The following is a 26240-nucleotide window of genomic DNA, read 5'->3' on the forward strand; positions in this document are numbered from 1 at the left end:
GCCATGCCGCCCCGGAGCCCGACGATGCCGTCCGACCTCTCCCCGCGCCTCGGCCGCCGCGGCCTGATGCTGCTTGCCGCCGCCCTGGGCGCGGCCGGCGCAACCGCGTCCACGACCAGGCCGGAGGGCGCCTGCGCCACGACCTGCGGCGACCTCGTGACGGAATGGAGCCTGGCTGCCCGACACGCCCTGGCGGCCGAGCGCATCGGCCCTCTTGCCGCCGGCCGGATTCTCGCGATCGCCCATCTCGCCATGCACGACGCGGCCAATGCCGCGCTGCCGCGCTTCGCGCCCTATGCCGCGGGCCCGCGCGACCCCGGCGCCGATCCCTCGGTTGCGGCCGCCGCGGCGGCTCATGAGGCGCTGACCACGCTGCTGCCCGGCCAGGCCGAGCGCTTCGACGCGCTGCTGGCGCCCCTGCTGGACGACGCCGGCCCCGGCGCGGCGCGCGCCCGGGCGCTGGGCGTGGCGGCCGCGCAGGCGGTGCTCGCGACGCGCGAGGCGGACGGGGCGGAGACCGCCGTGGCCTACCACCCTTCCGGCCATGTCGGGGCCTATCGCTTCACCGACGCCGCGCCGGCGCTGGAGGCGCCGCATTGGGGGCAGTTGCGCCCCTTCGCCCTCCGCAGCGCCGCCGCCTTCCGGGTGCCCCCGCCGCCGGCTGCCGAGAGCGCGGCCTATGCGCGCGCTTTCGCCGAGGTGAAGGCGCTGGGCGGCCGGGACTCAGCCCTGCGGACGGAAGCCCAGACGCGCAGTGCCCATTTCTGGGCCGAGCCCTCCATCGGCGCCTGGAACCGCATCGCGCGGGAGGTCGTGCGGGACCGCGCGCCCGACCTCTGGGATGCCGCGCGGCTCTTCGCGCTGCTCAACATGGCGCTGGCCGATGCGGCGATCGCGACCCGGGATTCCAAGCGGCTGCACGATGCCTGGCGCCCGGAGACGGCGATCCGGCTCGCTGGCGGCGACTTCAACCCCGCGACGACGGCCGATCCGGACTGGCGGCCCCTGCTGCCGACGCCGGCATCGCAGGGACACCCTTCGGACCAGGCGGCGCAGGCGGCCGCGGCGGCGCTCGTGCTGGGCCGGCTGCTGGGCGAGGCGACGCCCTTCGCGTTTCGCTCGGCCACCGCCCTGCCGGATGAGCCGGAGCGAAACTTCCCCAGTTTCGCCGCCGCCGCGCAGGAAGCGGCCGAGAGCCGGATCCTGGCCGGCGCGCAGTTCCGCTACGGCGTTGATGACGGGCTCGACCTCGGCGAGCGGGTCGGGCGGGCGGTGCTCCGGGCGCGGCTGGCGCCTGTCCAGCCGCGCTACGGCGCTTGACCCGGCGCGGGGGATCGGGTGGGGGTGGGACATGCCCGCCCTGCCGCTCCGCGACCTCCGCGCCGCCCTGTCCCGCGACGCGCGTCTGATCGGCCTCGATCCCGGGGCGCGGGTGATCGGGGTCGCTCTGTCCGACGTGTCGCTGACGCTGGCCTCGCCCTATGGCGCGATCGCGCGGGGGAAGCTGAAGGCGAATGCGGCCGAGATCGCGGCGATCGCGCGGAAGGAAGGCGCGGGCGGGCTGGTGGTCGGGCTGCCGCTCGGCCTGGACGGCTCCTTCGGCCCCGCCGCCCAGGCGGCCAAGGACTGGGGGATGGCGGTGGGCGAGGCGACCGGCCTGCCCGTCGCGCTCTGGGACGAGCGGCTGTCCTCGGCCGCGGTGAACCGGGCGATGATCGAGGCCGACCTGACCCGCGCCAAGCGGGCCGCGCGGGTGGACGCCGCGGCGGCCGCCTGGATGCTGCAGGCCGCGCTGGACGCGACACGGGCATGATCCCTTAGGATCGGGCCATGACCTTGCGCAACGACACGGCGCTGTTCGGCTGGTGGTTCCTGGCGCTCTGGTGGGTGGGCGTCGCGACCTTCACCTGGATCGGCCTGCGTGACGGCGTGCCGGAGGGAGAGTCGCCCACCCAATTCTATCTCTTCCTGGGCGCCTTCTGGGTCGGCGGCGGCATCTGCACCCTCTTCGCCATGCGCGACCGCCGCGTGCGGCTGGATGTCATGCCGGACGGGACCGCGCGGCTCGAGGAGAGCGGGCTGTTCGGCCGGCGCAGCCAGCTCCTCGCCGGCCCGGATATCCTCGCTGTCGGGGTCGAGGAGACGAGGGACAGCGATGGGGCTCCGTACTTCGAGTGCCGGCTGACGCTGCGCGACGGACGCGAGGTGAAGGTCGCGGAAGGGCATCGGCGGGCCGCCGTGGCGGAAAAGGCCGCCCGGTTGCAGGAGGCGCTGCGGCGCTGACGCGAAGGTGGGGCGTCTCTGGCCGAATCCCCGCGCCGTCCCGTATCCTGAGGCCGTGCCCTACCCCCACCGCCATCTCCTCGCCGTCGAGGGCCTCGAGCCGCCCTATATCGCGGAACTCCTCGACCTCGCGGAGAGCTACGCGCTGCTGAACCGGCAGGGGAAGACGCAGCGCGACCTGCTGAAGGGGCGGACGCTGATCAACCTCTTCTTCGAGGACAGCACGCGCACCCGCACGAGCTTCGAGCTCGCGGGCAAGCGGCTCGGCGCCGATATCGTGAACATGTCGGTGTCCACCTCCTCCGTGAACAAGGGCGAGACGCTTCTGGATACCGCGGCGACGCTGAACGCGATGCAGACCGACCTGCTGGTGGTGCGCCATGGCCAGTCCGGGGCGCCGGCGCTGCTGGCGCAGAAGGTGGACGCGGCGGTGATCAACGCCGGCGACGGCACGCATGAGCACCCGACCCAGGCGCTGCTCGACGCGCTGACCATCAAGCGGCGGAAGGGCCGGCTGGAGGGGCTGGTCGTCGCGATCTGCGGCGACGTCCTGCATTCCCGCGTCGCGCGGTCCAACATCCACCTGCTGCTGACCATGAACGCCCGCGTGCGCATCGTCGGCCCGCCGACCCTGATCCCGGCCGAGGCCGCGCGGCTCGGCGTCGAGGTGCATCATTCCATGAAGACCGGCCTGGACGGCGCCGACGTCGTGATGATGCTGCGCCTGCAGAAGGAGAGGATGACCGGCGGCCTGGTGCCCTCCGCGCGCGAGTTCTTCCGCTTCTACGGGCTGGACGCCGAGAAGCTGGCCGTCGCGAAGCCCGACGCCATCGTCATGCATCCCGGCCCGATGAACCGCGGCGTCGAGATCGACAGCGCGGTCGCCGACGACCCCGTGCGGTCCGTGATCGGCGAGCAGGTGGAGATGGGGGTCGCGGTGCGCATGGCCGTGCTCGACGTGCTGGCGCGGAACCTGCGGCGGAACAGCTGAGCGCATCGCCCCGCGTTCAGCGGCGTGTGCTGATAGCCGTCGCCGCCGTCATGCTGGCCGTCTCGGCCGTCGTCACCTTCATGACCGCGGTCGAGGTCGATATCCGCCTGCGCGGCGTCCCCGCCGTCGCGACGATCGAGGAGGTCGGCGCGGCTCAGCGGTCCAAGCAGGGCATGCGCTATCCCGTGCGGCTGCGCGTGGACGGGACCGTCGCCTGGGGCGAGCGGGCCATGCTGGTCACCAGCAGCTGGGAAGGCGGCCCGCGGCGGCCTCAGCCGGGCCAGGGGGTTGAGGTTCTGGTCGTCCCGGACGATCCGCCTCGGCTGGTGCCGATCGGCGCGCTGGACAGCATGTGGGAGAGGCTCGCCTCGGTCGCAGCGGCCTGGCTGATCGCCGGCGGCGCGCTGCTGGCGCTGCGCCGGACGCCCCGGGGCTGAGCGACTTGTGCCGCGGTGACGCGGCGCGTCCGTGCGGTCATGCCAAACGGGCAGCCGCGCCCGGTCCGAGCGGGCGCCGAAGCGATATCGCGATCCATGCAGGCGTCGGCGGAGTAGGCGCGAGCATCGAGGGCTAACCTTCTGACGCGTGACCCCATCGCACGCGCTGCGGCGATCATCAGGCGACGCGCTTACCCCCACCCGCCTCGCTCCGCACCAGCCTGCGCGTCGTCGGCTGAAGTCGACCGCTTCGGCCTTGCGGCAGCGCCGCAAGCCCCCGCAGGCGGGAGAGGGTTCACCGGCGCCACCGCTCCCTCTCCCGCTTGCGGGGGAGGGTTCGGGGGGGGTCGGCGGAGCAACGGCAAAGCTGCCAAGCGTCCAGCGTGACTCGTCGCGCCCGCGCGGCATGGCGGGACTCGCCGCACGGGCTATAAGGGCGCCGATGGCCGAGACGCTGTTCACCAACGCCCGCCTGCTGGACGCCGCCAGCAGCCTCGATGCCCCGGGCGCGCTGCTCGTCCGCGACGGCGTCATCCTGGACCACGGCGCCAATCTGGGTACGCCTGAGGGCGCGACCGTCGTGGACGCCGCCGGCGCCTGCCTCGCCCCGGGCCTTGTGGACCTACGCGCCTTCCTCGGCGAGCCAGGCACCGAGCACCGCGAGACCATCGCGTCGGCCGCCCAGGCTGCGGTCGCCGGCGGCATCACTACGCTCTGCGCCCTGCCCGACACCGACCCGCCGCTCGACGATCCCGCGCTGATCCAGTTCGTGATCCGCCGCGGCGAGCTGACGGGCTGCGTGACGATCCTGCCCTACGGCGCCGCCACCGCGCGCTGCGCGGGCCAGGAGATCAGCGAGTTCGGCCTGCTGAAGGAAGCCGGCGCCATCGCCTTCACCGATGGCCGCCACGCCATCGGCAATGCGCGCACCATGCGCCTCGCGCTGTCCTATGCGCGGGCCTTCGGCAGCTTCATCGTCCAGCACCCGGAGGAACCCGCGCTGGCCAATGGCGGCGCCGCCACGGAAGGCGAGCGCGCGACGCGCATGGGCCTGCCCAGCATCCCCGTCGCCGCCGAGGCGATGATGGTCGCGCGCGACATCGCATTGGCGCGCATCACCAGGGGCCACGTCCACTTCGCCCATGTCTCGACATCGGCCGCGCTCGAGTTGATCCGCGCGGCCAAGGCCGAGGGCCTGCCCGTGACCTGCGACACCGCGCCGCCCTATTTCGACCTGAACGAGACGGCAATCGGGGAATACCGGACCTACGCCAAGCTCTCGCCCCCCCTGCGCGACGAAGCCGACCGCCAGGCCGTCATCGCCGCGCTGAACGACGGGACGATCGATGCGGTGGCCTCCGACCACCAGCCCCGCGACGCCGACGACAAGCGCCTGCCCTTCGCCCAGGCCGAGGCCGGCGGGGCGGGGCTCGCGACGCTGCTCGCGGTCACCCTCGCGCGCGTCCATGGCGGCGACCTGACCCTGCTGCAGGCGCTGGACCTGCTGACCGCGCGCCCCGCGAAGCTCCTCGGCATCGAGGCCGGCACGCTGCGCAAGGGCGCGCCCGCCGACCTCGTGCTGTTCCAACCCGAGCGCGGCTGGCGCGTGGAGGCCGGGAAGCTGCCGGGCAAGGCGCAGAACACCCCCTTCGACGGCCGCGCGCTGGAAGGCAAGGTCGTAGGGACCTGGAAGGCGGGGAGGCGCGTCTTCGGATGACGCTGATCCTCGCTGCTGTCCTGGGATACCTCATGGGCTCCGTGCCCTACGGCCTGGTGCTGACCAAGGCGGCGGGCCTCGGGGACATACGCAGCATCGGGTCGGGCAACATCGGCGCGACCAATGTGCTGCGCACCGGCAACAAGGGCCTGGCCGCGGCGACGCTCGCGCTGGATGCGCTCAAGGGGCTAGTCGCGCTGGTCATCGCCCGCTGGCTCTGGGGCGAGGACGCGGCGCTGGTGGCCGGCGTCGCCGCCATGGCGGGCCACGCCTTCCCCGTCTGGCTCGGCTTTCGGGGCGGCAAGGGCGTCGCGACCGGCGCGGGCGTGATGCTGGGCGCCGCGCCCTGGCTCGGGCTGACGGCGCTGGTCGTCTGGGTCGCGGTCTTCGCGGCGACACGGATCTCCTCGGCCGCCGCGCTCGCGGCCTGCGCGGCGGCGCCGATCGCGGCACTGGTCTTTGGCGACCTCAAACTCGCGCTGCTCGCGCTCGGCCTCGCCGCGCTGATCACCTGGCGGCACAAGGCCAACATCGCGCGGCTGCTCGCGGGCACCGAGCCGAAGTTCGGGAAGAACTAGCCTCCACTTCCGGTTGCGTTCCCACCACCGGACGTGGTGGGCTTCGCTCCGTGCAGGCATCACGCGACAGGACGGAGCAGGCGGAGTCGCTCGCGCGCCTGCGCCTGGCGCGCAGCGAGGGCGTCGGGCCCGCGACCTTCCGCCGGCTGCTAGAGCGCCACGGCAGCGCCCGCACGGCGCTGGCTGCCCTGCCCCGCCTCGCCGCCGCCTCCGGCCGGCCCCTGGCGGCCTGCAGCGAGGAGGACGCGCTCCGTGAAGCCGAGGCGCTGGCGCGGATGGGCGGCCGCTTCGTCCATCTCGGCGACCCCGACTACCCGCCCCTGCTCGCGCTGATCGAGGATGCGCCGCCGGTGCTCTCTGTTCTTGGCGACGCCACCGTCCTGAAGCGCCCGCAGGCCGGGGTGGTCGGCGCGCGCTCGGCCTCCGCGGCCGGGCGGCGCGTGGCCGAGGAGCTCTCGGCCGGGCTGACCATGGGCGGCATTGCCGTCACCTCGGGCCTCGCGCGCGGCATCGACGCCGCGGCGCATCTCGGCGCGCTGAACGCCCATGGCCGCACCATTGCCGTCGTCGCGGGCGGCCTCGACGAGCCCTACCCCGCGGAGAACGCCGCGCTGCAGGCCCGCATCGCGGCCGAGGGCGGCGCGGTGGTCGCCGAGGCGCCGCTCGGCACCGCGCCGCTGGCGCGCCACTTCCCGCGCCGTAACCGGATCGTCGCCGGCCTGGTGCTGGGGCTCGTGGTGGTGGAGGCCGCGCATCGCTCGGGCAGCCTGATCACCGCCCGCTTGGCGCTGGAGGCCGGGCGCGAGGTCTTCGCGGTTCCCGGCAGCCCGCTCGACCCCCGTTCACGGGGGTCCAACGACCTGATCCGCCAGGGCGCACACCTCGTGGAGACGGCCGAGGACGTGCTCGCCCACCTCCCCCAGGCCCCGCGGGAGGCGCCTCTGTTCCGAGTCCGGTCCGAGCCGGAAGCCGAGCCTGCGGTGTCGGAAGACCCTCCGGCCCCCACCGACGCCTCCGGTCAACTCCTTGAATTGATTGGACCGACACCCGTAGCCGTTGACGATCTGGCCCGGCGCTGCCACCTCTCGGCGCCTGCCGTCAGGGCGATGCTGCTGGACCTGGAGCTTTCCGGGCTGGTGGAACCGCTGCCCGGCGACAGGGTTGCGCGCTCCGCCCGGTAGCTCCGCCGCGGATCGAAACAGGGCGAATATCACCGATATGACCGACGTCGTCGTGGTCGAAAGCCCCGCCAAGGCCAAGACCATCAACAAGTATCTCGGGCGCGACTTCCACGTCCTCGCCTCCTTCGGCCACGTCCGCGACCTGCCCCCCAAGGACGGCAGCGTCCGGCCGGAGGAGGACTTCGCCATGGACTGGGAGGCCGACGGCCGCGGCGAGAAGCAGGTCGGCGAGATCGCCAAGGCCCTGAAGGGCGCGCGCCGCCTGTTCCTGGCGACCGACCCGGACCGAGAGGGCGAGGCGATCTCCTGGCATGTGAAGGACATGCTGGCCCGGCGCGGCGCGCTGAAGGGCGTCGAGGTCAGCCGCATCACCTTCAACGAGATCACCAAGCGCGCAATCCAGACCGCGCTGAAGGCCCCGCGCGACCTGGATACGCCGCTGATCGAGGCCTACCTGGCGCGCCGCGCGCTGGACTACCTGGTCGGCTTCAACCTCTCGCCGGTGCTGTGGCGCAAGCTGCCGGGGTCGAAGTCGGCCGGCCGCGTGCAGTCCGTCGCGCTCCGCCTGATCTGCGAGCGCGAGGCCGAGATCGAGGCCTTTCGGGCGCGCGAATACTGGACAGTCGAGGCGCGCTTCCAGACGCCGGCCGGTGCCCCGTTCACCGCGCGGCTGACCCATCACGAGGGGAAGAAGCTCGAGCAGTTCGACCTGCCGAACGAGGCGGCGGCGCTCGCCGCCAAGCGGGCCGTAGAGGCCGGGCGCTTCTCCGTCGTCTCCGTCGAGAAGAAGCGCGTCCGGCGCAACCCGCCACCGCCCTTCACGACCTCGACCCTGCAGATGGAAGCGTCCCGCAAGCTCGGCATGGGCGCGCAGCAGGCGATGCGCACGGCCCAGCAACTCTATGAAGGTGTGGACATCGGCGGCGACACCGTCGGCCTCATCACCTACATGCGCACCGACGGCGTCCAGATGGCGCGCGAGGCGATCTTCGAAATCCGCGACCACGTGAAGCAGGCATTCGGCGCGGACTACGTCCCCGGCGCGCCGCGCGAATACCAGACCAAGGCGAAGAACGCGCAGGAAGCGCATGAGGCGATCCGGCCGACCGACGTCTCCCGCACGCCGGAGTCCGTCGCCCGCTACCTCGATGACCGCCAGCGCCGGCTCTACGAGCTCGTCTGGAAACGCGCCGTCGCGTCGCAGATGCAATCCGCCGAGCTCGACCAGACGACGGTCGAGATCGCCGACGAGACCGGCCGGACGCGGCTGCGCGCCACCGGCTCCGTCATCGCCTTCGACGGCTTCCTGCGCCTGTATCGAGAGGACGAGGACGACCGCGCCGCGGATGCCCGCGCCGGCATCGCGCCTTCCGCCGCGACGGAGGACGACGAGGACCGCACCCTGCCGCCGATGCGCGACAGGGATCCGCTGAAGACCGGCGCCGTCGCCGCGAACCAGCACTTCACCCAGCCGCCGCCGCGCTTCTCCGAGGCGACGCTGGTCAAGCGGCTGGAGGAGCTCGGCATCGGCCGGCCCTCGACCTATGCCTCGATCCTGCAGACGCTGCAGGACCGCGACTACGTGCGCCTCGACAAGCGCCGCTTCGTCCCCGAGGACCGCGGCCGTCTCGTCACCGCCTTCCTCGTCGCCTTCTTCGAGAAATACGTGGACACCGGCTTCACCGCCGGGCTCGAGGAGAAGCTCGACGACATCTCCGGCGGCCGGCTCGACTGGCGCCAGGTCATGCGCGACTTCTGGGAGGACTTTTCCCGCGCGCTGGGGGCGACCACCGACCTCAAGATCAGCGACGTCATCGACGAGCTCGACAAGGAGCTCGGCCCGCATTTCTTCCCCGAGCGCGAGGGCGCCGGCGATCCCCGCGCCTGCCCGTCCTGCGGGAACGGGCGGCTTGGCCTCAGGCTCGGGCGGACGGGCGCCTTCATCGGCTGCTCCAACTACCCGGAATGCCGCTACACCCGCCCGCTGGTCGCGCCCGGCGCGGATGGCGAGAACGTCTCGGGCGGGTTCGAGGGGCAGCGCGAGCTCGGCGCCGATCCCGCGAGCGGCCAGAAGGTCACGCTGAAGCGCGGGCCCTATGGCCTCTATGTCCAGCTCGGCGAGGCCGGCACGGACGAGAAGGGCAAGCCGACCAAGCCGCGCCGCGCCAGCCTGACGAAGGACATGAACCCCGAGACGCTCGATCTCGACGCCGCGCTCGGGCTGCTGTCGCTGCCGCGCGCGATCGGCCGCGATCCCGAGACCGGCGAGGAGATCAGCGCGGGCATCGGCCGCTTCGGGCCCTATGTGCGGCTCGGCAACACCTACCAATCGCTCGAGCCGGGCGACGACGTGCTGGCGCTCGGCATGAACCGCGCGATGGAACTCCTGGCCAAGGCGCGCGCCAAGGTTCGTCTGGTGGGGACGCATCCGAAGGACGGCACACCGGTGGAGATCCGCAAGGGCCGCTTCGGACCCTATGTCCTGCACGGCAAGACGATCGCCAACCTGCCGCGCGACCTCGGCATGGAGGATGCGACGCTGGAGCAGGCGGTGCAGCTGCTGGCGGAGAAGGGCAAGGAACTGCCGCCGCGCGGGGGCGCGAAGGGCAAGGCACGGAAGGCGCCGGCGCGGACGGTGGCGAACGGAGCTGCGGAGGTGGCGCCGGCGAAGAAGGCCGCGCCTCGGAAGGCGGCGCTCAAGCCCGCCGCGAAGAAGCCGGCAGCGAAGAAGAAGCCCGCGGCCAAGGCGCCGGCGCGCAAATCAGCGGCCGCGAAGGCGCGCTGAGGTGGTCCGGCGCGGACCGCCGAAGAAGGGGCATGCGGCGCGGAAGCGGACGGGGCGGGACCTGCCCCCTCCCAACCCTCCCCCGCAACCGCGGGGGAGGGCCAAGGCCTCTCCCGCTGCGCGTTCTTCCCCCTCCCCCGCAGGTGCGGGGGGCCGACGCGCCGCGTCGGCGCCGGAGCGGTCGGCTTCAGCCGACAACGCGCAGGCTGGTCGGGGAGGCGGCCATCCAAACCTACCCACCCTCGCCGACCTCCGCGCCTTCCTCCGCGCCTCCCCCGGCCGCCGCGTGTCCAAGACCGACATCGCGCGCCATTTCGGCCTGACCACCGACCAGCGCCCCGCGCTTCGCGACCTGCTTCGCCAGCTCAAGGATAGCGGGCAGGCCGCGCCCGTCGGCCGCCGCGGCCTCGCCGCCCCCGACCGCCTGCCCGAGATGACCGTGGTCGAGATCGTCGGCACCGACGCCGATGGTGACGCCATCGCGCGGCCCGTGCAGTGGGACAAGGCCCTCGGCCCGCCGCCCGCGGTCTTCATGGCCCCCGAACGCCGCGGCCATCCCGCGCTGGCGCCCGGTGAACGGGTCCTCGCCCGGCTGCGCCACATCGGCGGCACGAAATACGAAGGCCGCACCTTCAAGCGCCTGGCCTCGGCCGATCGCCCCGCCCGCATCCTCGGCGTCTTCGAGGAAGGCCGCATCATCCCGACCGACCGCCGCTCGCGCGCCGAATGGTTCGTCCCGCCCGAACACCGCGGCGAGGCGAAGCCCGGCGACATCGTGCTCGCCGAACCCCTGCCCCAGCACCGCCCCATGGGCGCCCGCCCCGCTGCCGTCGTCGAGGTGCTGGGCCGCATGGGCGAGCCTAGATCGGTCTCGCTGGTCTGCATCCACGCCCATGGCATCCCCGACATCTTCCCCGCCGAGGCCGTGCAGGAAGCCGAGCGCGCCAGGGCCGTCACCAAGCGTGGCCGCGAGGACCTGACGGCGGTTCCCCTCGTCACCATCGACGGCGAGGATGCGCGGGACTTCGATGACGCCGTCTTCGCCGAGCCGCATGAAGGGGGCTGGCGCGTCCTCGTCGCCATTGCCGACGTCGCCCACTACGTGAAGCCCGGCAGCGCGCTCGACCGCGAGGCCTGGGCGCGCGGCAATTCCGTCTATTTTCCCGACCGCGTCGTGCCGATGCTGCCGGAGGCGCTGTCCAACGGCTGGTGCAGCCTGCGCCCGAACGAGAATCGCGGCTGCCTTTTCGTCGAGATGCTCTTCGACAGGTCGGGCACCAAGACCGGCCACCGTTTCGGGCGCGGCCTGATGCGCTCCTGGGCGCGGCTGACCTACGAGAAGGTGCAGGCCGCGCATGACGAGAGCCGCGACCTGGAAGACCTGCCCGAAGGTCATCTCATTAACCTCTACGGCGCCTTCCGCGCCCTGCTCGCCGCGCGGGAACGCCGCGGCACGCTGGACCTGGATGTGCCGGAGCGCCGCGTCGTGCTCGATCCCCACGGCAAGGTGCTGGAGGTCGTGCCGCGCTCCCGCCTCGACAGCCATCGGCTCATCGAGGAGTTCATGGTCGCCGCCAACGTCGCGGCGGCGGAGGAGCTCGAGAAGCGCCGCGCGCCCTGCATGTACCGCGTGCACGACCGGCCGTCGGACGAGAAGCTGGAAGGGCTGCGCCAGTTCCTCCAGCAATTCGGCATCAAGCTCGCGCCGCGCGACCGCATCCACCCCCGCGACTTCTCCCACGTGCTGGAGATCGTGAAGGACCGCCCCGAGGCGCGGATGGTCAACGAGGCCGTGCTGCGCGGCCAGTCCCAGGCCGCCTACTCCCCCGACAACATCGGCCATTTCGGCCTGGCGCTGGCGAAGTACGCGCATTTCACCAGCCCGATCCGCCGCTACGCCGACCTCCTCGTCCACCGCGCGCTGACCAACAGCCTGCCGGACGAGGAAGCCGCCCGCTTCCCCGACACCGCCGAGCACATCACCCAGACCGAACGCCGCGCCGCCATGGCGGAGCGCGACGCCGTGGACCGGTACCTCGCTGCCTTCATGGCAACACGCGAGGGAGAATTGTTCGAGGCGCGCATTAGTGGGGTGACACGTTTCGGTCTCTTCGTGACAGTGGAGTCGAACGGCGCGAGCGGAATCGTTCCTCTCGCGACCCTGCCGGACGACAGATGGCAGTTGGACGAGACCGGTCACGGGATGACCGGCCGCAGCACAGGGCTGAGCTTCGCCCTCGGCCAGCCGGTCGAGGTGCAGCTGGTCTCGGCGACGCCGCGCACCGGCGGGATGGTGTTCCGGCTGATGCAGGGCGATCCCCGCGCGGGGCAGCGCCGTCCGGCCCTCCGCGGCGGTGCGAGACCCGCGGGCAAGCCGCGTGGACGGCCCTTGTCGCGGCGGCGCTGACCCTCCTGCTACTGGCGCCCGTCCGGGCGCAGCATCCCGACGCATTCCCCTTCCCCCGCCAGCAGGCGGAGGAGGTGCTGTCCCAGTCCTTCGCTCTGATCCTCGACCGCCACATCGAGCGCGCGGCGCCGGCCGACATGGCGCTGTGGTCGCTGCGCGGCCTCTCGGCGCTCGACCCGCGGCTCGACGCGGTGCGCGCGGGGGCGGAGCTGCGGCTTATGCTGGACGAGCGCGCGGTCGGCGCCGCGCCGGTCGCGTCGCTCGCGGCCTCGCGCGATGCGGCGCGGATCGCCGCGGCGATCGCGGCGCTGATCGCCCCGCTCTACGACGCGGCCTGGCGCGCCTCGGCGCCGCTGCGCCGGGCGGGGGCGGAGCGCGTCATCGCCTCGGGCTTCGAGGAGGTGTTCAACCACCTCGACCCCTACAGCCGCTACGTCACCCCCGCCGAGGCCCGCGCCGCGCGCGAGCGCCGCGTCGGCCAGTCGGGCCTCGGGCTGCGCGTCGCCGTGCAGGGGGATGCGCTGGCCGTCGTCGCGATCGCGCCGGCGGGCCCGGCCGAGCGGGCTGGCATCCGTCCGGGGGACCGGCTGATCGCGGTGGATGGCCGGCCGCTGACGGGCAGGGAACCCGACCTCGCGGCGAGCCTGATGGAGGGGCCGGAGGGCAGCCCCGTCGTGCTGAGTCTGTCCCGCGCCGGCCGCCGGCGCGACGTGTCGCTGGTGCGCGAGGTCGTGGTGCCGGAGACCGTCTCGGTGGACCGGCGCGACGAGATCCTCTGGATCCGCGTGACCGGCTTCACCGTGATGACGGAGCGCCGCATCGCCGCGGTGCTGTCCGACATCTCCCAGGGGGGATTGCGCGGCGTGGTGCTCGACCTCCGCGGCAACCGCGGCGGGCTGCTGGGCCAGGCCGTGGGCGTCGCCGATCTCTTCCTGGAGGCCGGGGAGGTCGCGCGCACCGCCGGTCGGCACCCCGATGCGGTCCGCCGCTACGATTCGACCGGTCGCGACATGACGGGCGGCGTGCCGCTGGTGGTGCTGGTGGATGGCCGCACCGCCTCCGCCGCCGAGATCCTTGCCATGGCGCTGGCCGAGCGGGGCCGGGCCGTCGTGGTAGGCAGCACGACCATGGGCAAGGGCCTGATCCAGCTGGTCGCGCCGCTGCCCAACGAGGCGGAAATCCTGATCACCTGGTCGCAGGTCGTAGCCCCCTCGGGCTGGCCGGTGCAGGGGATGGGGGTGCTGCCCGCCCTCTGCACGAGCCTCGGGCCCGAGGATGTCGCAGCCGCCCTCGCCCGGCTGCGGGCGGGCGAGGCGCCGATGGCGCGCGCCCTGGCCCGGCAGCGCGCGGCCCGGCCGCCGGTGCCGCCGGCCGACCTCGCCGCGATCCGCGGGGCCTGCCCGCCGGCGGAGGGCCGGCCGGCGGACCTGGCCGCGGCCCGCGCCCTGATCGAGAACCCCGCGGCCTATCGCACGGCTTTGCGGGCCGAGACGCGCTGAAGGGCCCCTTCCCGCTTTGCGCTTGACCTGCGGGCGCGCCTGACTATGGTGCCGCGCTCCGCCGTGCCGCCCCCGGGTGTGCGCGGGCCCCGACTTCGACCGCTGGAACCCCTGAGATGGCCAAGGCCAACACCGTCCTGATCAAGCTCGTGAGCTCGGCCGAGACCGGCTACTTCTACGTCACGAAGAAGAATACCCGTAATGCCACGGGCAAGCTCGAGCTCAAGAAGTACGACCCCGTCGCGCGCAAGCACGTCGTCTTCCGCGAAGCGAAGATCAAGTAATCGCGGCGGGCGTCGCGCCCGCCGTTTCTGACGGAGTTCTGCAAGGGCCCGGCGGAAACGCCGGGCCTTTCGCGTCAGCGGCGTGCCGGCGCCTCGACGCCCGCCGCGGCCTCGACGCGGTTCCGCCCGGCATTCTTGGCGCGGTAGAGCGCGCTGTCCGCCGCCGCGACCAGCGCTTCCACCGACGCCCCGGCCTCGGCCGCCGCCACGCCGACCGAGGCCGTGATGGACAGCCGATCGCTCCCCGCCTCCACCGGCGTGCCGGCGATCGCGCCGCGCAGGCGCTCGCCCACGATCACGGCCTCCTCCTGGCCGGTGGCGGACATCACCACCAGGAATTCCTCGCCGCCGTAGCGCGCGACGACGTCGGAGGCGCGGATGTTGGCGCGCACGCGATCCGCGACCTCCTTCAGCACGGCGTCGCCCGCGGCGTGGCCATGCGTGTCGTTCACCGCCTTGAACCGGTCCACGTCCAGCACCAGCACGGCCGCCCCGCTGGTGCGCAGCACGCCTTCCAGGTGGCGGCGGACGTAGCGCCGGTTGCGCAGCCCCGTGAGCGGGTCCGTCACCGCCATCTCGAGCGAGCGGTCGAGGTCGGCGCGCAGCCTTTCCTGGTAGCGCTTGCGGCGGATCTGGTTGCGCACCCGCGCGCGCAACTCGTTCGGGTCCACCGGCCGCAGCACATGGTCGTTGGCGCCGAGGTCGAAGCCGCGCAGCACCAGCCCCTTCTGCGCGGCGTCGCCGACCAGCAGCAGCGGGATGTCGCGCGTCGTCGCCTCCGCCCGCAGGCGCGACGCCAGCCGGAGCGCATCCGGCCCGCCGAGCGACAGGCTCAGCAGCACCACATCCTGCTCGCCGGTCTGCAGCGCGTCCCAGGCGCTGGCGGGATCGGCGCAGGACGTGACCATCAGCCCGTCAAGGCTCAGCACGGCCGCCAACGCCGCGGCCCCCGACGCCTCGGGGTCCACCACCAGCGCGCACGCGCCGGTCAGGTCCGGGGAGGGATCGTCCTCGGGCTCGACGCCGAGGTCGCGCGCCGTCTCGGCCCGCAGGCGCCAGGCGTCCATCACCTGCTTGACGCGCAGCAGCGCCCGCAGCCGCGCAAAGAGCGTCGCGTCGTCCACGGGCTTGGACAGGAAATCGTCCGCCCCGGCCTCCAGGCCACGCACGCGCTCCGCCTGGTCGGTCAGCGCGGTGACCATGACGACGGGGATATGGGCGGTTGCGGATTGCGCCTTCAGCCGGCGGCAGACCTCGTAGCCGTCCATCCCCGGCATCATGACGTCGAGCAGCACGACATCGGGCAGCCAGTCCCGGACCGCGGCCAGCGCCTCCTCGCCCGAGGCGGCGACGCCGACCTCGTAGTATTCGGCCAGCAGCTTCGCCTCGAGCAGGCGCAAATTGGCGGCGATGTCGTCCACGACCAGCACGCGGGCGGTCATGGCCGCCCCCTCGCGGAAGGGCGCTGTCGCACGAAGCCGGTCGTCATCGACGGGTCAGGGGAATTGCGGAGCCCACCGCCATCGCATCGCATGCCAAGGTGAAGAATACGTCGCCGCGCCGTCGCCCCGGCGCGGCCTGGCGGCCGGCCGGCGCCGGGCGATCCCTGCGCCCGCGGTGATCCTGGACAGCCAGGCGGCATCCCTGCCCTTCCCTCGCGCGGCGGCTGCACCCCGCCGGGCCGTCAAGGCGACGGCGCCCGGCAGACTAGCAGAGGCGACCGCCGAGGGCCACGCCGCGCGAGGCACCGCCGCATTTTCCAACCCTGGGTTGGCTCACCCGCTTGTCAGCACCGCTTCCTTGCCGTCGGCACGGGTGAAGCGCGCGAGCAGCCGCGAATGCGGGCTTCGGCGCAGCCGCAGCGCTTCGTCGAGGCCGCGCTGCGCAAGGGCGTTGCGCAGGGCATCCACCTCCGGGTGCTCGGCTTCGAGCGCAGTCAGCCGGACATGGGAGTCGTGCAGCCGTGGCGCGGCGCCCTTCCCGTCGTCCCACTGGATCAACGCGGGGATCAGGTTCCCCATGTCCTGGTTCTGCGGCGGCATCGCCATCCGCCAGGACAGCTTGCCGCGGTTCATCGGCCGGATCTCGCCGGCATGGTGCACGCCGAGCCGCGTAACGACGGCGTCCAGCACCGGCGTGCGCGCGACCCAGGCGACGAGCCGCGGCCCGGCTTCCAGCATCTGCACCATGGACGGGTCGTCGAGGTCGAAGGGACGGGTATGCGCGGGCTCGGGCTGGGCGGGGTCCTTCGCGATCACCTCGAGGTAGCACTGGGAGCCGAGGCCGAGCAGCATGTTGTGGGTGCCGACGCCGTCGTGCCTGCCGCCGGCCTGCGGGCGCACGCCGAGATGCGCCTCCACATAGGCTGCACCTTCCTCGAGGGTGCGGGCGCCGATGACGATGTGGTCGATCTCGGCCATGGTTCTTCATTTCCTGGCGTGACTGGGACGGAACGGTCCCCACCGTGCCGAGCATGGCCCGCGCCGCGCCCGCGCGTCCAGCCCGCCGCCCCTGGACGCGGCGCGCGGAAAGGGTGTCACTTTCCACGGGCGCAGGGGGCGCCGGAGGACAGGGCATGGGCCGCAACATCGGCAGCCTCGACCAGACCATCCGCATCGGGATCGGCACCGCGATGGTGATGATGTGGATCTTCGGCCCGCTGGGCTGGTGGGGGATCCTGGGCTTCCTCCCGCTGATCACCGGCATCACGGGGGCCTGCCCGATCTATCCTCTCTTCGGCATCTCGACCTGGCGGTCGCCCACGCCGCCCGAGCCGACGCCGCCCGCCGCCTGAGGACCCGCATGCTTTCGATTCTGCAGATCTCCGACGCGCACCTGTCGCCGCGTAACACCCTCTTCCGCGGCAATGTCGAGCGCGTGCGCCAGGCTGTGGCGGACGCCGCGCCCGACCTGGTCGTGGCGACCGGCGACCTGTCGCTGGACGGCGCGGACCGCGACCCCGACCTGGCGCTCGCCGCCGAGATGCACCGCGCCTTCCCGGGGCGGCTGATGGCTCTGCCCGGCAACCACGACATAGGCAGCGATCCCCGGCTGATGGCGAAGCAGCCCGTGGACGACGAGCGCCTGGCGCGCTGGAGGAGGCACCTCGGCCCCGGGCGGGAAGTGCTGGACCTGCCGGGCTGGCGGATCATCGGCCTCAACACCGAGGTGATGGCGACCGGCCATGCCGAGGAAGCCGTCCAGGCCGCCTTCATCCGCGACAGCCTGTCCAGCCTCGGCGAGCGGCGCATCGCGCTGTTCCTGCACCGCCCGCCCTACCTCGAACGCCCCGACGAGCCCTATGGCCCCTGGGTGATCGGGCCGGAGGGGCGCGGGGCGATGGCGCCGGTGCTGGACCACCCCGCGCTGCGCCTCGTGGCGTCGGGCCACCTGCACCTGCACCACGAAATCACCCGCGGCGCCGCGCGGCATGTCTGGGCACCGGCGCTGTCCTTCTACTGCCCGGAGAAGGACCAGGAAGGGATCCCCGGCAGCCGCCGGCCCGGCGCCTTGCTCCACCGGCTGCATGCCGACCACGTCGAGACGGTCCTGATCGCGCCCGAGGGGCTCGAGGCCGTGAACATCGCCGACGTGCAGGAGCAGACCTACCCCCGCTGGTAAGGGGGGGGCGGCCGCCCCCTTGCGCTCCCGCCCGCCGCCGATATGGTCCGCGGCCCTTGGCGCCGATCCGCGGAGGCGTTCACGCCGGAGCGGTGGATCGGTCGCCCCAACCAGACCCGATGCGCGATCCACAGGTGGATCACGCATCGGCGCGGAGACGTCCCATGGCCCGCTTCACGACCGTGTCGCAGCTTCTCGAGGTCGGCGAGGCGTCGCGTTCCGCCATCCGCGCGACGGAAGGCCGCGCCGGCCTGACCTATGCCGCGCTGCGCGATCTCGCCGCGCGCACCGTCGCCGCGCTGAACGGCAAGGGGATCGGGCGCAACGACCGCGTCGCCATCGTGTTACCGAACGGGCCGGAGATGGCGACCGCCTTCGTCGCCATCGCCTGCGGTGCGACGACCGCCCCGCTCAACCCGGCGTATCGGGAAGACGAGTTCGCCTTCTACATCGAGGACCTCAAGGCCAAGGCGCTGGTGGTGGCCAGGGGCGTCGAGACACCGGCCCGCGCCGCCGCGGCCAAGCTCGGCGTGCCGGTCCTGGAGCTCGTGCCGGGCGCCGCCGCCGGCGACTTCACGCTGGAGGGCGGCGCGCCCGGCACGGCGGCGAGCCCGGGCCTCGCGCAGGAGGACGACGTCGCGCTGGTGCTGCACACCTCCGGCACCACGGCGCGGCCGAAGATCGTGCCGCTCTCCCACGGCAACGTCACGGCGAGCGCGCGGCACATCGGGGCGTCGCTGGCGCTGTCCCCCGGCGATGCCTGCCTCAACGTCATGCCGCTGTTCCACATCCACGGGCTGATCGCGGCGGTGTTGAGCTCGCTCGGCGCCGGCGGCGCGGTGTGCTGCACGCCCGGCTTCGACGCGCTGCGCTTCTTCCGCTGGATGGACGAGGAGAAGCCGACCTGGTTCACCGCGGTGCCGACCATGCACCAGGCGATCCTGTCCCGCGCCGAGCGCAACCGGGAGATCATCGCGCGCGTGCCGCTCCGCTTCATCCGCTCGTCCAGCGCGTCGCTGCCGGGCCCGGTGATGGAGCAGATCGAGGCGACCTTCGGCTGCCCGCTGGTCGAGAGCTACGGCATGACGGAAGCCAGCCACCAGATGTGCTCCAACCCGCTGGAGGGCCCGCGCAAGCCCGGGCTCGTCGGTCGCGCCGCGGGGCCCGAGGTCGCCATCATGGCGGACGACGGCACCATCCTGCCGCAGGGCGGGATCGGCGAAGTCGTGATCCGCGGCCCCAATGTCACCAGGGGCTACGAGGCGAACCCGGAAGCGAACGCGAAAGCCTTCACCAATGGCTGGTTCCGCACGGGCGACCAGGGGATGTTCGACGCGGACGGCTTCCTGATGCTGACGGGGCGCCTCAAGGAACTCATCAACCGCGGCGGCGAGAAGGTGTCGCCGCTTGAGGTGGACGGGATCCTGTCCGGCCACCCCGCGGTCGCGCAGGTGCTGTGCTTCGCCATCCCGCATCCGAAGCTCGGCGAGGAGGTCGGCGCGGCGGTGGTGCTGCGCGACGGCATGGCCTGTACCGAGCGCGAGCTCAGGGATTTCGCGGCGAAGTCGCTGGCCGACTTCAAGGTGCCCAAGAAGGTGGTCTTCGTGCCGGAGATCCCGAAGGGTGCCACGGGCAAGCTGATGCGCATCGGCCTGGCCGAGAAGCTCGGCATCACGGCGTGAAGCCGAGGTCCGCCATCGCACAGCTGCGCACGACGGACCTGGCGCGCACGATCCGGTTCTACACGGAGATCCTCGGCTTGGAGCTCGTCTTCCAGTACGAGGATTTCTACGCCGGCCTGCGGGCGGGAGGGCAGATGATCCATCTCAAGCTGGTGGACGCGCCCGATCCCTCCATCGCGTATGTCGCGGCTGGCGACCACCTGCACCTCTACCTCGAGACCGACGACGCCGCGGCGCTGGCGGCCGCGGTCGAGGCCAGGGGCGGCAGCCTGGCGAAGCCGGTGCACGACACGCCATGGGGCACGCGGGAATTCGTCCTGCGCGACGACCAGGGCCATACGATCCATTGCGGACAGCAGGTGTGAGATGAAGCTCTGCGTCTTCGGGGCCGGCGCGATCGGCGGGCTGATGGCGGCGAAGCTCGCCGCGAAGGGCGAGGCCGAGGTCACGGTGATCGCGCGCGGCCCTCATCTGGAAGCCATGCAGGCCAGGGGCCTGACGCTGCGGAGCGAAAGCGCGGAGAGCCTGGTGAAGCTCCGCGCCGTTGCGTCGGCCGCCGAGGCGGGGCCGCAAGACTATGTCGTGGTCACGCTCAAGGCGCATTCGCTGCCGGGTGCGGCGAAGCAGATGCAGCCGCTGCTGGGGCCGGAGACCGCCGTTGTCTCCGCCGTCAACGGCATCCCCTGGTGGTATTTCCACAAGCTTGCGGGCCCCTATGAAGGCCGTCGCGTGGAAAGCGTGGACCCCGGCGGCGTCGTTTCCGAACTCCTGCCGCCCGAGCGCGCCATCGGCTGCATCGTCTATCCCGCGGCCGAGGTCCCCGAGCCCGGCGTGATCGAGCACACCTATGGCGACCGCTTCACGCTGGGCGAGCCCGACGGCAGCCGCAGCGCACGCGTCAACGCGCTGTCCGAGGCGCTGATATCAGCCGGCTTCAAGGCCCCGGTTCGGCCCAAGATCCGCGACGAGCTCTGGGTCAAGCTCTGGGGCAACATGGCGTTCAACCCGATCTCCGCGCTCACCACCGTCACCCTCGACGTGCTGATCGCCGATGACGGGCAGCGCGCCGTCGCGCGGCAGATGATGCTCGAAGGCCAGGCGGTGGCCGAGAAGCTCGGCGTGCGCTTCGCGATCGACGTGGGCAAGCGCATCGCAGGCGGCGCGGAGGTCGGCGCGCACAAGACCTCCATGCTGCAGGACCTGGAGCGCGGGCGCCCGATGGAGATAGACGCGCTGCTCGGCGCGGTGGTGGAGCTGGCGGAACTGGTGGAGGTGGAGGTGCCGACCTGCCGCACCGTCCTGGCGCTGGTCCGCGCGCGCGGCCGCGCGGCGGGGTGCTACTGATGCATGTCGGGCTGATCGTCGGGATCGGCCCCGCCGCGGCGGACTACTACTACCGCCGCATCCTGGACGCGGTCGGCGAGCGCGGCGCCGCGCTCGATCTGACGATGGCGCATGCCGACATCCGCACGCTGCTGCGCAACCTCGCGGCCGACGACAAGCCGGCGCAGGCCGCGATCTACAGGCGCCTGACTGACCGCCTGGCCCGCGCGGGGGCCGAGGCCGTCGCCGTGACATCCATCGGCGGCTCCTTCTGCATCGACGCCTTCAAGCCGGTCTCGCCCCTTCCGGTCATCGACCTGCTGGAGGAGGTGGAGCGCGGCGTCGCGGCGGCGGGCTACCGCAGGGTCGGCGTCATCGGCACCAACGTCGCGATGCGGACACGGCTCTACGGCGCGGTGCGGTCGGCGGCGCTGCTGGTGCCTGAAGGCGAGATGCTGGACCGCGTGCACGACGCCTACACCGCGATGGCGCTGGCCGGCGCCGCGACCGAGGTGCAGCGCTCGACCTTCTTCGAAGCCGGCCACCACCTCATGGCGCGCGGGGCGGAAGCGGTGATGCTCGGCGGCACCGACCTCGCGCTCGCCTTCACCGGCGACCCGCCCTTCCCGCTGTTCGACTGCGCGGGTGTGCATGCCGCCGCAATCGCGCGCGCGGCGCTGCCGTAGCGTTCTCGTCGCACCGCCGCGCTGCTATGCTTCCCACTGCGATATCGAAGGAGCCCGCCATGCGACCGACTCTCCTTGCTGCTCTTGCCGCCGTGGCGATCGTCGGCGTCGCCGAGGCGCAGAAGGGCGGGCCCGCGCCCGCCCCGTCGCGCTTCCCCCCGAAGGAGACCGCCGCCGAGGTCGCGCCGCCGGATTGGCGGGCCGAGCCGCGCTACGCCACGCTGAACCTGCAGGTCGGCTTCGAGCCAGACCCGCGAGAGGTCGCGGTGGACGCCGGCGGCAGCCGCGACGCCGGCAGCTTCAACACGGAATGCGCGGGCTGGATCGACTTCAGCCGACCCGACGTGGACCTCAACTACTCGCCGGGCCAGGGCCAGTTCCCGCTCTACATCTCCGCGGTGTCGCAGGCCGACACGACGATCGTGATCAACGACCCCCAGGGCAATTGGCACTGCAACGACGACCTCGACGGGCTGAACCCGGGCGTCGTCTTCCAGCAGCCGCTGCACGGCAACTACAACATCTGGGTCGGCACGCTGGACCGCGGCCCGACACGCCCCGCGACGGTCCGCATCTCCGAGGTGCCGCCGCGGCGCTGACGATGTCGGGGCATGCCGATTGAGACCTCCGCGCCTGCGGCGCTTCGGTCATCGGAATGCCTCACGCCGGCGCGAACACGTTCCGCAGCGTGCCGATGCCCTCGATCGTGACCTCTACCGTCATGCCCGGGCGCATCGGCAGCGCGCCGACGCTCGTGCCGCAGGCCACGACGTCCCCGGCATCCAGCGTCATCTCGCGCGAGATCAGCGACACGATCCGCGCGGGAGGGATGATCATGTCTGCCGTTGGGTAGTCCTGCCGCACGCGGCCGTTCAGCGCGACCTGCACGCGCAGGGCGGACCAGTCGAGGCCCGTGGCGATTGCCGGCCCTATGGGTCCGAAGCTGTCGCAGCCCTTCGCCCGCGCCCACTGCGCGAAGGACGGGTCGGCGTTGAGCGTGTCCAGCGCGGTGACGTCGTTGACGCAGGTCAGGCCGAAGATGGCTGCTGCGGCCTCCTCCTCGTCGGCGTTCGACACGCGGCGGCCGATCACCAGGCCGAGCTCGCCTTCGTAGATCACGCGGCCGGCATAGCCCGCGGGCGGGGCGATCGCCGCGCCGGGCCCGACCACGCTGCGCGGCGACTTGAGGAAAAAGAGCGGCGTATCGGGGATCGCCAGGTTCTGCTTCGCCGCGGCGTCCCGGAAGTTGTTCCAGAGCCCGACGAAGACCGCCGGCCTCGTAGGCGCCAGCAGCGCGACGTCGGAGAGCGCGACGCTCTCGCCGGTCGGCACGGCGCCGGCGAAGAGGTCGCCGCGATGCACATGGATGGCCTCGCCTTCCAGCGTGCCGAAGCCATCCGCGCGGTCGCGGCCGAAGCGGACCCAGAGCGCCATGCGCCAACTCCCCGATGCCGTGCGACACGGACCATCCGCGGGCGCCGAGGTCCAGCCCCCGAGGTCCGACCCCTGGCGGCCTTTACTTGATTTTCTTTGATTTACAGAGCTTTCCGCCGCAATCCCGCCCGAACGCAACGTCCATCATGGCGTTGCGACACGGCAAATGCGCGCCTTGCAGAACGACCGGGAGATCGACATGCCGCACTCGACGACGCGTCGCCACTTGATGCTGGGACTGGGTGGTCTGGCCGGCGCCGTCGCCTTGGCTCGCCCTGGACTGGCCCAGCGTGGCTGGGAGCCGAACCGTCCGGTCCAGTTCATCGTCCCGGCCGGCACCGGCGGCGGCGCCGACCAGATGGCGCGCGTCATCCAGGGCATCGTCTCGAAATACGGTCTGATGCGGCAGCCCATGGTGGTCGTGAACAAGGCCGGCGGCGCCGGCGCCGAGGGCTTCCTGGAAGCCAAGGGCGCGCGGGCCAACCCGCACGTCCTGGTCGTCACCCTGTCCAACCTCTTCACGACGCCGCTCGCGACCGGGGTGCCGTTCTCCTGGCGCGACCTGACGCCGATCTCGATGATGGCGCTGGACGAGTTCGTGCTGTGGGTGAATGCGGAAGCGCCCTTTGGAACCGCGCAGGACTTGATCGCGGCAGCGAAGCAGAACCGGCTGCGGATGGGCGGCACGGGGTCGAAGCAGGAAGACCAGATCATTACCGCCGCGATCACGCGCGCGACGGGCGCGCAGTTCGCCTATGTCCCCTTCCGCGGCGGCGGAGAGGTCGCGGTGCAGCTCGTCGGCAAGCACATCGACAGCACCGTCAACAACCCCATCGAGGCCGTGACGCATTGGCGTTCCGGCGCGCTGCGCCCGCTCTGCGTCTTCGACAGCCAGCGCCTTTCCGGCGCCGAGAGGATGACGGAGACCATGGCCTGGCGGGACATCCCGACGGCGAAGGAATCCGGCCTCGACGTGGAATACCTCATGCTGCGCGGCATCATGGGCGCGCCCGGCCTGAACGCCGCCCAGATCGCCTTCTACGTGGACCTGCTGGCGAAGGTGCGCGACACCCAGGAATGGCGCGACCTCATGGCGCAGGGCGCCTTCAACACCACGACAATGACCGGCGACGCCTTCCGCAGCTGGCTCGAGGCCGAGGAGACGCGGCACCGGTCGCTGATGCAGGAAGCCGGCTTCCTGGCGGGCCAGGCCTCCTGATGCTGCAGCAGATGACGGGCCGCGAGACGCAGGACGCGCCGCGCGCGCCGGAAGGCCTGACGGCAACAGCCGAGGCCTTCGTCGCGGAGCGCCGCGACGTCGCGGGGGTCTCCACCCGCACGATGGAGATCGCGACCTCCCTTGCCTTCGCGATGGTCGGCGCGGCGGCGATCCGGGACAGCGCCCGGATCGGCGCGGGCTGGGGCACGGACGGGCCGCAATCCGGCTACTTCCCCTTCTGGATCGGGCTGTTCCTGGTGGTGGCCTCGGCGGTCAACCTGGCTGCCGTCGCGCGCAGGGCCGCGCCGCGGGACGCCGAGGGCGGGATGTTCCTGACAACCGTGCAGGCGCGCACCGTCGCGACCGTCTTCATCCCGACGGTTATCTACGTCGCGGCGATCCCCTTCACCGGGATCTATGCCGCGTCCGCCGTGCTCGTCGCCTGGTTCATGGCCCGCATGGGCGGCTTCCGCCTGACCCGCGCCATCCCCGCGGGCATCGCCACGGCGGTCGTCACCTTCGTGGTGTTCGAGATCTGGTTCCTCGTCGCCCTGCCCAAGGGTCCGATCGAAGAGTGGCTGGGCTTCTGACGCAGGCGACCGGACGATGATGGAAAATCTCGGCCTGCTGATGCAGGGCTTCGCGGTCGCGCTCGAGCCGCACAACATGGTGCTGATGATGGTCGGCATCATCCTCGGCGTGCTGATCGGGGTGCTTCCGGGACTTGGCGGAGCCAATGGCATCGCGATCCTGCTGCCGCTGACGTTCTCGATGTCCCCGGTCTCGGCGGTGATCATGCTGTCCTGCATCTACTGGGGCGCGCTGTTCGGCGGCGCCATCACCTCGATCCTGTTCAACATCCCGGGCGAGCCCTGGAGCGTGGCCACCACCTTCGACGGCTACCCCATGGCGCAGCAGGGCAAGGCGGGCGAGGCGCTGACGGCGGCCTTCACCTCGTCCTTCGTCGGCGCCTTCGTGGCCGTGGTGATGATCACCTTCGTCGCGCCCATCGTCGCGGGCTTCGCGCTGCGCTTCGGCCCGCCCGAATTCTTCGCCGTGATGTTCCTGTCCTTCGCCGCCTTCGTCGGCATGGGGCGCGGCAGCCCGCTCAAGACCGTCATGGCGATGATGCTGGGCTTCCTGCTGGCCGCGGTCGGCATGGACACCATGACCGGCCAGTTGCGGATGACCTTCGGCCAGACCGAGATGATCCGCGGCTTCGACTTCCTCGTCGCGGTGATCGGCCTGTTCGGCATCAGCGAGATCCTGTCCTCGATCGAGGATGGGCTGCGCTTCAAGGGCCAGAAGGCCAGGATCGACATGCAGGTCGTGCTGCGCACCTGGAAGGAGCTGCCGAAGCACTGGGTGATCAGCCTTCGCTCGTCGCTGGTGGGCTGCTGGATGGGCATCACGCCGGCCGGCGCGACGCCGGCGAGCTTCATGAGCTATGGCATAGCGCGGCGGATGTCGAAGCATGGACGCGATTTCGGCAAGGGCCGGATCGAGGGCGTGGTCGCGCCGGAAACCGCTGCCCATGCCGCCGGCACCTCCGCGCTGCTGCCGATGCTGACGCTGGGCGTGCCGGGGTCGCCGACGGCCGCCGTGCTGCTGGGCGGCCTCATCATGTGGGGGCTGCAGCCGGGTCCGATGCTCTTCGTGGAGCAGAAGGATTTCGTCTGGGGTCTGATCGCGTCGATGTATCTCGGCAATGTCGCGGGGCTGCTGATCGTGCTGGTGGCGGTGCCCTGGTTCGCCGCGATCCTGCGCGTGCCTTTCAGCATCATCGCGGCGCTGATCCTGGTGGTCTGCGCGATCGGCGCCTACACCGTCAGCAACGCCGAGTTCGATATCGTGCTGATGCTGGTCTTCGGCGTGATCGGCTATGTCCTGAAGAAGCTCGACTATCCGCTCGCACCGCTCGTCCTCGCGCTGGTGCTGGGCGACCGGACGGAAGAGGCCTTTCGCCAGTCCCTGCTGATCAGCCAGGGCGACCTGTCCATCTTCTTTCACAACTGGCTCTCGGGCGGGATCATGGCGGCGGGCATCATGCTGCTGGCCTGGCCGCTGATCGCCTCCATCTGGCCGCGACGGTCGCAGCCGGCCGTCGCCTGAC

The 26240-nt window shown here is 72.1% G+C and carries 25 protein-coding genes; 22 read left to right on the forward strand and 3 right to left on the reverse strand.

Annotation, left to right across the window (positions count from 1 at the left end):
- Positions 1 to 24: 24 nt before the first annotated feature.
- From ACLF3M_RS23680 to rpmG, 12 genes are all read left to right on the forward strand, one after another.
- A complete protein-coding gene (locus tag ACLF3M_RS23680; RefSeq protein ID WP_430659456.1) occupies positions 25 to 1320 on the forward strand; it encodes a vanadium-dependent haloperoxidase in 1296 nt (431 codons plus the stop codon).
- 31 nt (positions 1321 to 1351) lie between these two features.
- Complete coding sequence (gene ruvX, locus ACLF3M_RS23685) at positions 1352 to 1813, forward strand: Holliday junction resolvase RuvX (RefSeq protein ID WP_430659457.1); 462 nt, start codon at positions 1352 to 1354, stop codon at positions 1811 to 1813.
- A 17-nt stretch (positions 1814 to 1830) separates the two neighbouring features.
- Positions 1831 to 2283 (forward strand): hypothetical protein, encoded by a 453-nt coding sequence (locus ACLF3M_RS23690; RefSeq protein WP_430659458.1) that lies wholly within the window; start codon positions 1831 to 1833, stop codon positions 2281 to 2283.
- 55 nt (positions 2284 to 2338) lie between these two features.
- Positions 2339 to 3274 carry an aspartate carbamoyltransferase catalytic subunit gene (locus tag ACLF3M_RS23695; protein ID WP_430659459.1) on the forward strand — a complete coding sequence of 312 codons (936 nt, stop codon included), beginning with the start codon at positions 2339 to 2341 and terminating at the stop codon, positions 3272 to 3274.
- A gap of 26 nt (positions 3275 to 3300) precedes the next feature.
- The gene (locus tag ACLF3M_RS23700; protein ID WP_430659460.1) at positions 3301 to 3711 is read left to right on the forward strand and encodes a hypothetical protein; all 411 of its coding nucleotides are present in this window, start codon (positions 3301 to 3303) and stop codon (positions 3709 to 3711) included.
- Between the two features lie 442 nt (positions 3712 to 4153).
- Positions 4154 to 5428 carry a dihydroorotase gene (locus ACLF3M_RS23705; RefSeq protein ID WP_430659461.1) on the forward strand — a complete coding sequence of 425 codons (1275 nt, stop codon included), beginning with the start codon at positions 4154 to 4156 and terminating at the stop codon, positions 5426 to 5428.
- Positions 5425 to 6006, forward strand: coding sequence for a glycerol-3-phosphate 1-O-acyltransferase PlsY (plsY, locus tag ACLF3M_RS23710; protein ID WP_430659462.1), 582 nt, complete (start codon positions 5425 to 5427; stop codon positions 6004 to 6006). The genes ACLF3M_RS23705 and plsY overlap by 4 nt, the downstream gene beginning before the upstream one ends.
- A gap of 50 nt (positions 6007 to 6056) precedes the next feature.
- Positions 6057 to 7187 (forward strand): DNA-processing protein DprA, encoded by a 1131-nt coding sequence (gene dprA / locus ACLF3M_RS23715; protein ID WP_430659463.1) that lies wholly within the window; start codon positions 6057 to 6059, stop codon positions 7185 to 7187.
- Between the two features lie 37 nt (positions 7188 to 7224).
- Positions 7225 to 9972, forward strand: coding sequence for a type I DNA topoisomerase (gene topA / locus ACLF3M_RS23720; RefSeq protein WP_430659464.1), 2748 nt, complete (start codon positions 7225 to 7227; stop codon positions 9970 to 9972).
- 61 nt (positions 9973 to 10033) lie between these two features.
- Complete coding sequence (rnr, locus tag ACLF3M_RS23725) at positions 10034 to 12379, forward strand: ribonuclease R (protein ID WP_430659533.1); 2346 nt, start codon at positions 10034 to 10036, stop codon at positions 12377 to 12379.
- A gap of 74 nt (positions 12380 to 12453) precedes the next feature.
- Positions 12454 to 13878, forward strand: a complete 1425-nt coding sequence (locus ACLF3M_RS23730) for a S41 family peptidase (protein ID WP_430659465.1) — start codon at positions 12454 to 12456, stop codon at positions 13876 to 13878.
- Positions 13879 to 13994: 116 nt separating this feature from the next.
- Positions 13995 to 14162 carry a 50S ribosomal protein L33 gene (gene rpmG / locus ACLF3M_RS23735; RefSeq protein ID WP_430659466.1) on the forward strand — a complete coding sequence of 56 codons (168 nt, stop codon included), beginning with the start codon at positions 13995 to 13997 and terminating at the stop codon, positions 14160 to 14162.
- Positions 14163 to 14236: 74 nt separating this feature from the next.
- On the opposite strand, the gene ACLF3M_RS23740 is transcribed toward rpmG, so the two are convergent.
- Positions 14237 to 15604: a PleD family two-component system response regulator gene (locus tag ACLF3M_RS23740; protein ID WP_430659467.1), complete on the reverse strand. Its 1368-nt coding sequence runs from the start codon at positions 15602 to 15604 to the stop codon at positions 14237 to 14239.
- A 333-nt stretch (positions 15605 to 15937) separates the two neighbouring features.
- Positions 15938 to 16582, reverse strand: a complete 645-nt coding sequence (locus ACLF3M_RS23745; RefSeq protein ID WP_430659468.1) for a VOC family protein — start codon at positions 16580 to 16582, stop codon at positions 15938 to 15940.
- Between the two features lie 155 nt (positions 16583 to 16737).
- On the opposite strand from ACLF3M_RS23745, the gene ACLF3M_RS23750 reads away from it, so the two are divergent.
- The 7 genes from ACLF3M_RS23750 (at position 16738) to ACLF3M_RS23780 (ending at position 22073) form a co-directional block, all read left to right on the forward strand.
- Positions 16738 to 16956, forward strand: a complete 219-nt coding sequence (locus tag ACLF3M_RS23750; protein WP_430659469.1) for a YgaP family membrane protein — start codon at positions 16738 to 16740, stop codon at positions 16954 to 16956.
- Between the two features lie 8 nt (positions 16957 to 16964).
- Positions 16965 to 17783, forward strand: coding sequence for a metallophosphoesterase family protein (locus ACLF3M_RS23755; RefSeq protein WP_430659470.1), 819 nt, complete (start codon positions 16965 to 16967; stop codon positions 17781 to 17783).
- Between the two features lie 164 nt (positions 17784 to 17947).
- The gene (locus ACLF3M_RS23760; RefSeq protein ID WP_430659471.1) at positions 17948 to 19465 is read left to right on the forward strand and encodes an acyl--CoA ligase; all 1518 of its coding nucleotides are present in this window, start codon (positions 17948 to 17950) and stop codon (positions 19463 to 19465) included.
- Positions 19462 to 19830 (forward strand): VOC family protein, encoded by a 369-nt coding sequence (locus ACLF3M_RS23765; protein ID WP_430659472.1) that lies wholly within the window; start codon positions 19462 to 19464, stop codon positions 19828 to 19830. The genes ACLF3M_RS23760 and ACLF3M_RS23765 overlap by 4 nt, the downstream gene beginning before the upstream one ends.
- 1 nt (position 19831) lies before the next feature.
- Positions 19832 to 20809: a 2-dehydropantoate 2-reductase gene (locus ACLF3M_RS23770; protein WP_430659473.1), complete on the forward strand. Its 978-nt coding sequence runs from the start codon at positions 19832 to 19834 to the stop codon at positions 20807 to 20809.
- Positions 20809 to 21474: an aspartate/glutamate racemase family protein gene (locus tag ACLF3M_RS23775; protein WP_430659474.1), complete on the forward strand. Its 666-nt coding sequence runs from the start codon at positions 20809 to 20811 to the stop codon at positions 21472 to 21474. The genes ACLF3M_RS23770 and ACLF3M_RS23775 overlap by 1 nt, the downstream gene beginning before the upstream one ends.
- 59 nt (positions 21475 to 21533) lie before the next feature.
- On the forward strand, positions 21534 to 22073 hold the full coding sequence (locus tag ACLF3M_RS23780; RefSeq protein WP_430659475.1) for a hypothetical protein: 540 nt from the start codon (positions 21534 to 21536) through the stop codon (positions 22071 to 22073).
- Between the two features lie 61 nt (positions 22074 to 22134).
- On the opposite strand, the gene ACLF3M_RS23785 is transcribed toward ACLF3M_RS23780, so the two are convergent.
- Entirely contained in the window at positions 22135 to 22908 is a 774-nt protein-coding gene (locus ACLF3M_RS23785; protein ID WP_430659476.1) for a fumarylacetoacetate hydrolase family protein, read from the reverse strand.
- Between the two features lie 166 nt (positions 22909 to 23074).
- Between ACLF3M_RS23785 and ACLF3M_RS23790 the strand changes: the two genes are divergently transcribed.
- Genes ACLF3M_RS23790 through ACLF3M_RS23800 form a run of 3 tightly spaced genes read left to right on the forward strand, consistent with a single transcriptional unit; the run spans position 23075 to position 26239 of the window.
- On the forward strand, positions 23075 to 24127 hold the full coding sequence (locus tag ACLF3M_RS23790; RefSeq protein ID WP_430659477.1) for a Bug family tripartite tricarboxylate transporter substrate binding protein: 1053 nt from the start codon (positions 23075 to 23077) through the stop codon (positions 24125 to 24127).
- An 11-nt stretch (positions 24128 to 24138) separates the two neighbouring features.
- Positions 24139 to 24717 carry a tripartite tricarboxylate transporter TctB family protein gene (locus ACLF3M_RS23795; protein WP_430659478.1) on the forward strand — a complete coding sequence of 193 codons (579 nt, stop codon included), beginning with the start codon at positions 24139 to 24141 and terminating at the stop codon, positions 24715 to 24717.
- A 16-nt stretch (positions 24718 to 24733) separates the two neighbouring features.
- Positions 24734 to 26239 carry a tripartite tricarboxylate transporter permease gene (locus tag ACLF3M_RS23800; protein ID WP_430659479.1) on the forward strand — a complete coding sequence of 502 codons (1506 nt, stop codon included), beginning with the start codon at positions 24734 to 24736 and terminating at the stop codon, positions 26237 to 26239.
- The last annotated feature ends 1 nt before the right edge of the window (position 26240 follow it).

The sequence above is a fragment of the Falsiroseomonas sp. HW251 genome (assembly GCF_050563545.1).
Classification (GTDB): Bacteria; Pseudomonadota; Alphaproteobacteria; order Acetobacterales; family Acetobacteraceae; genus Falsiroseomonas.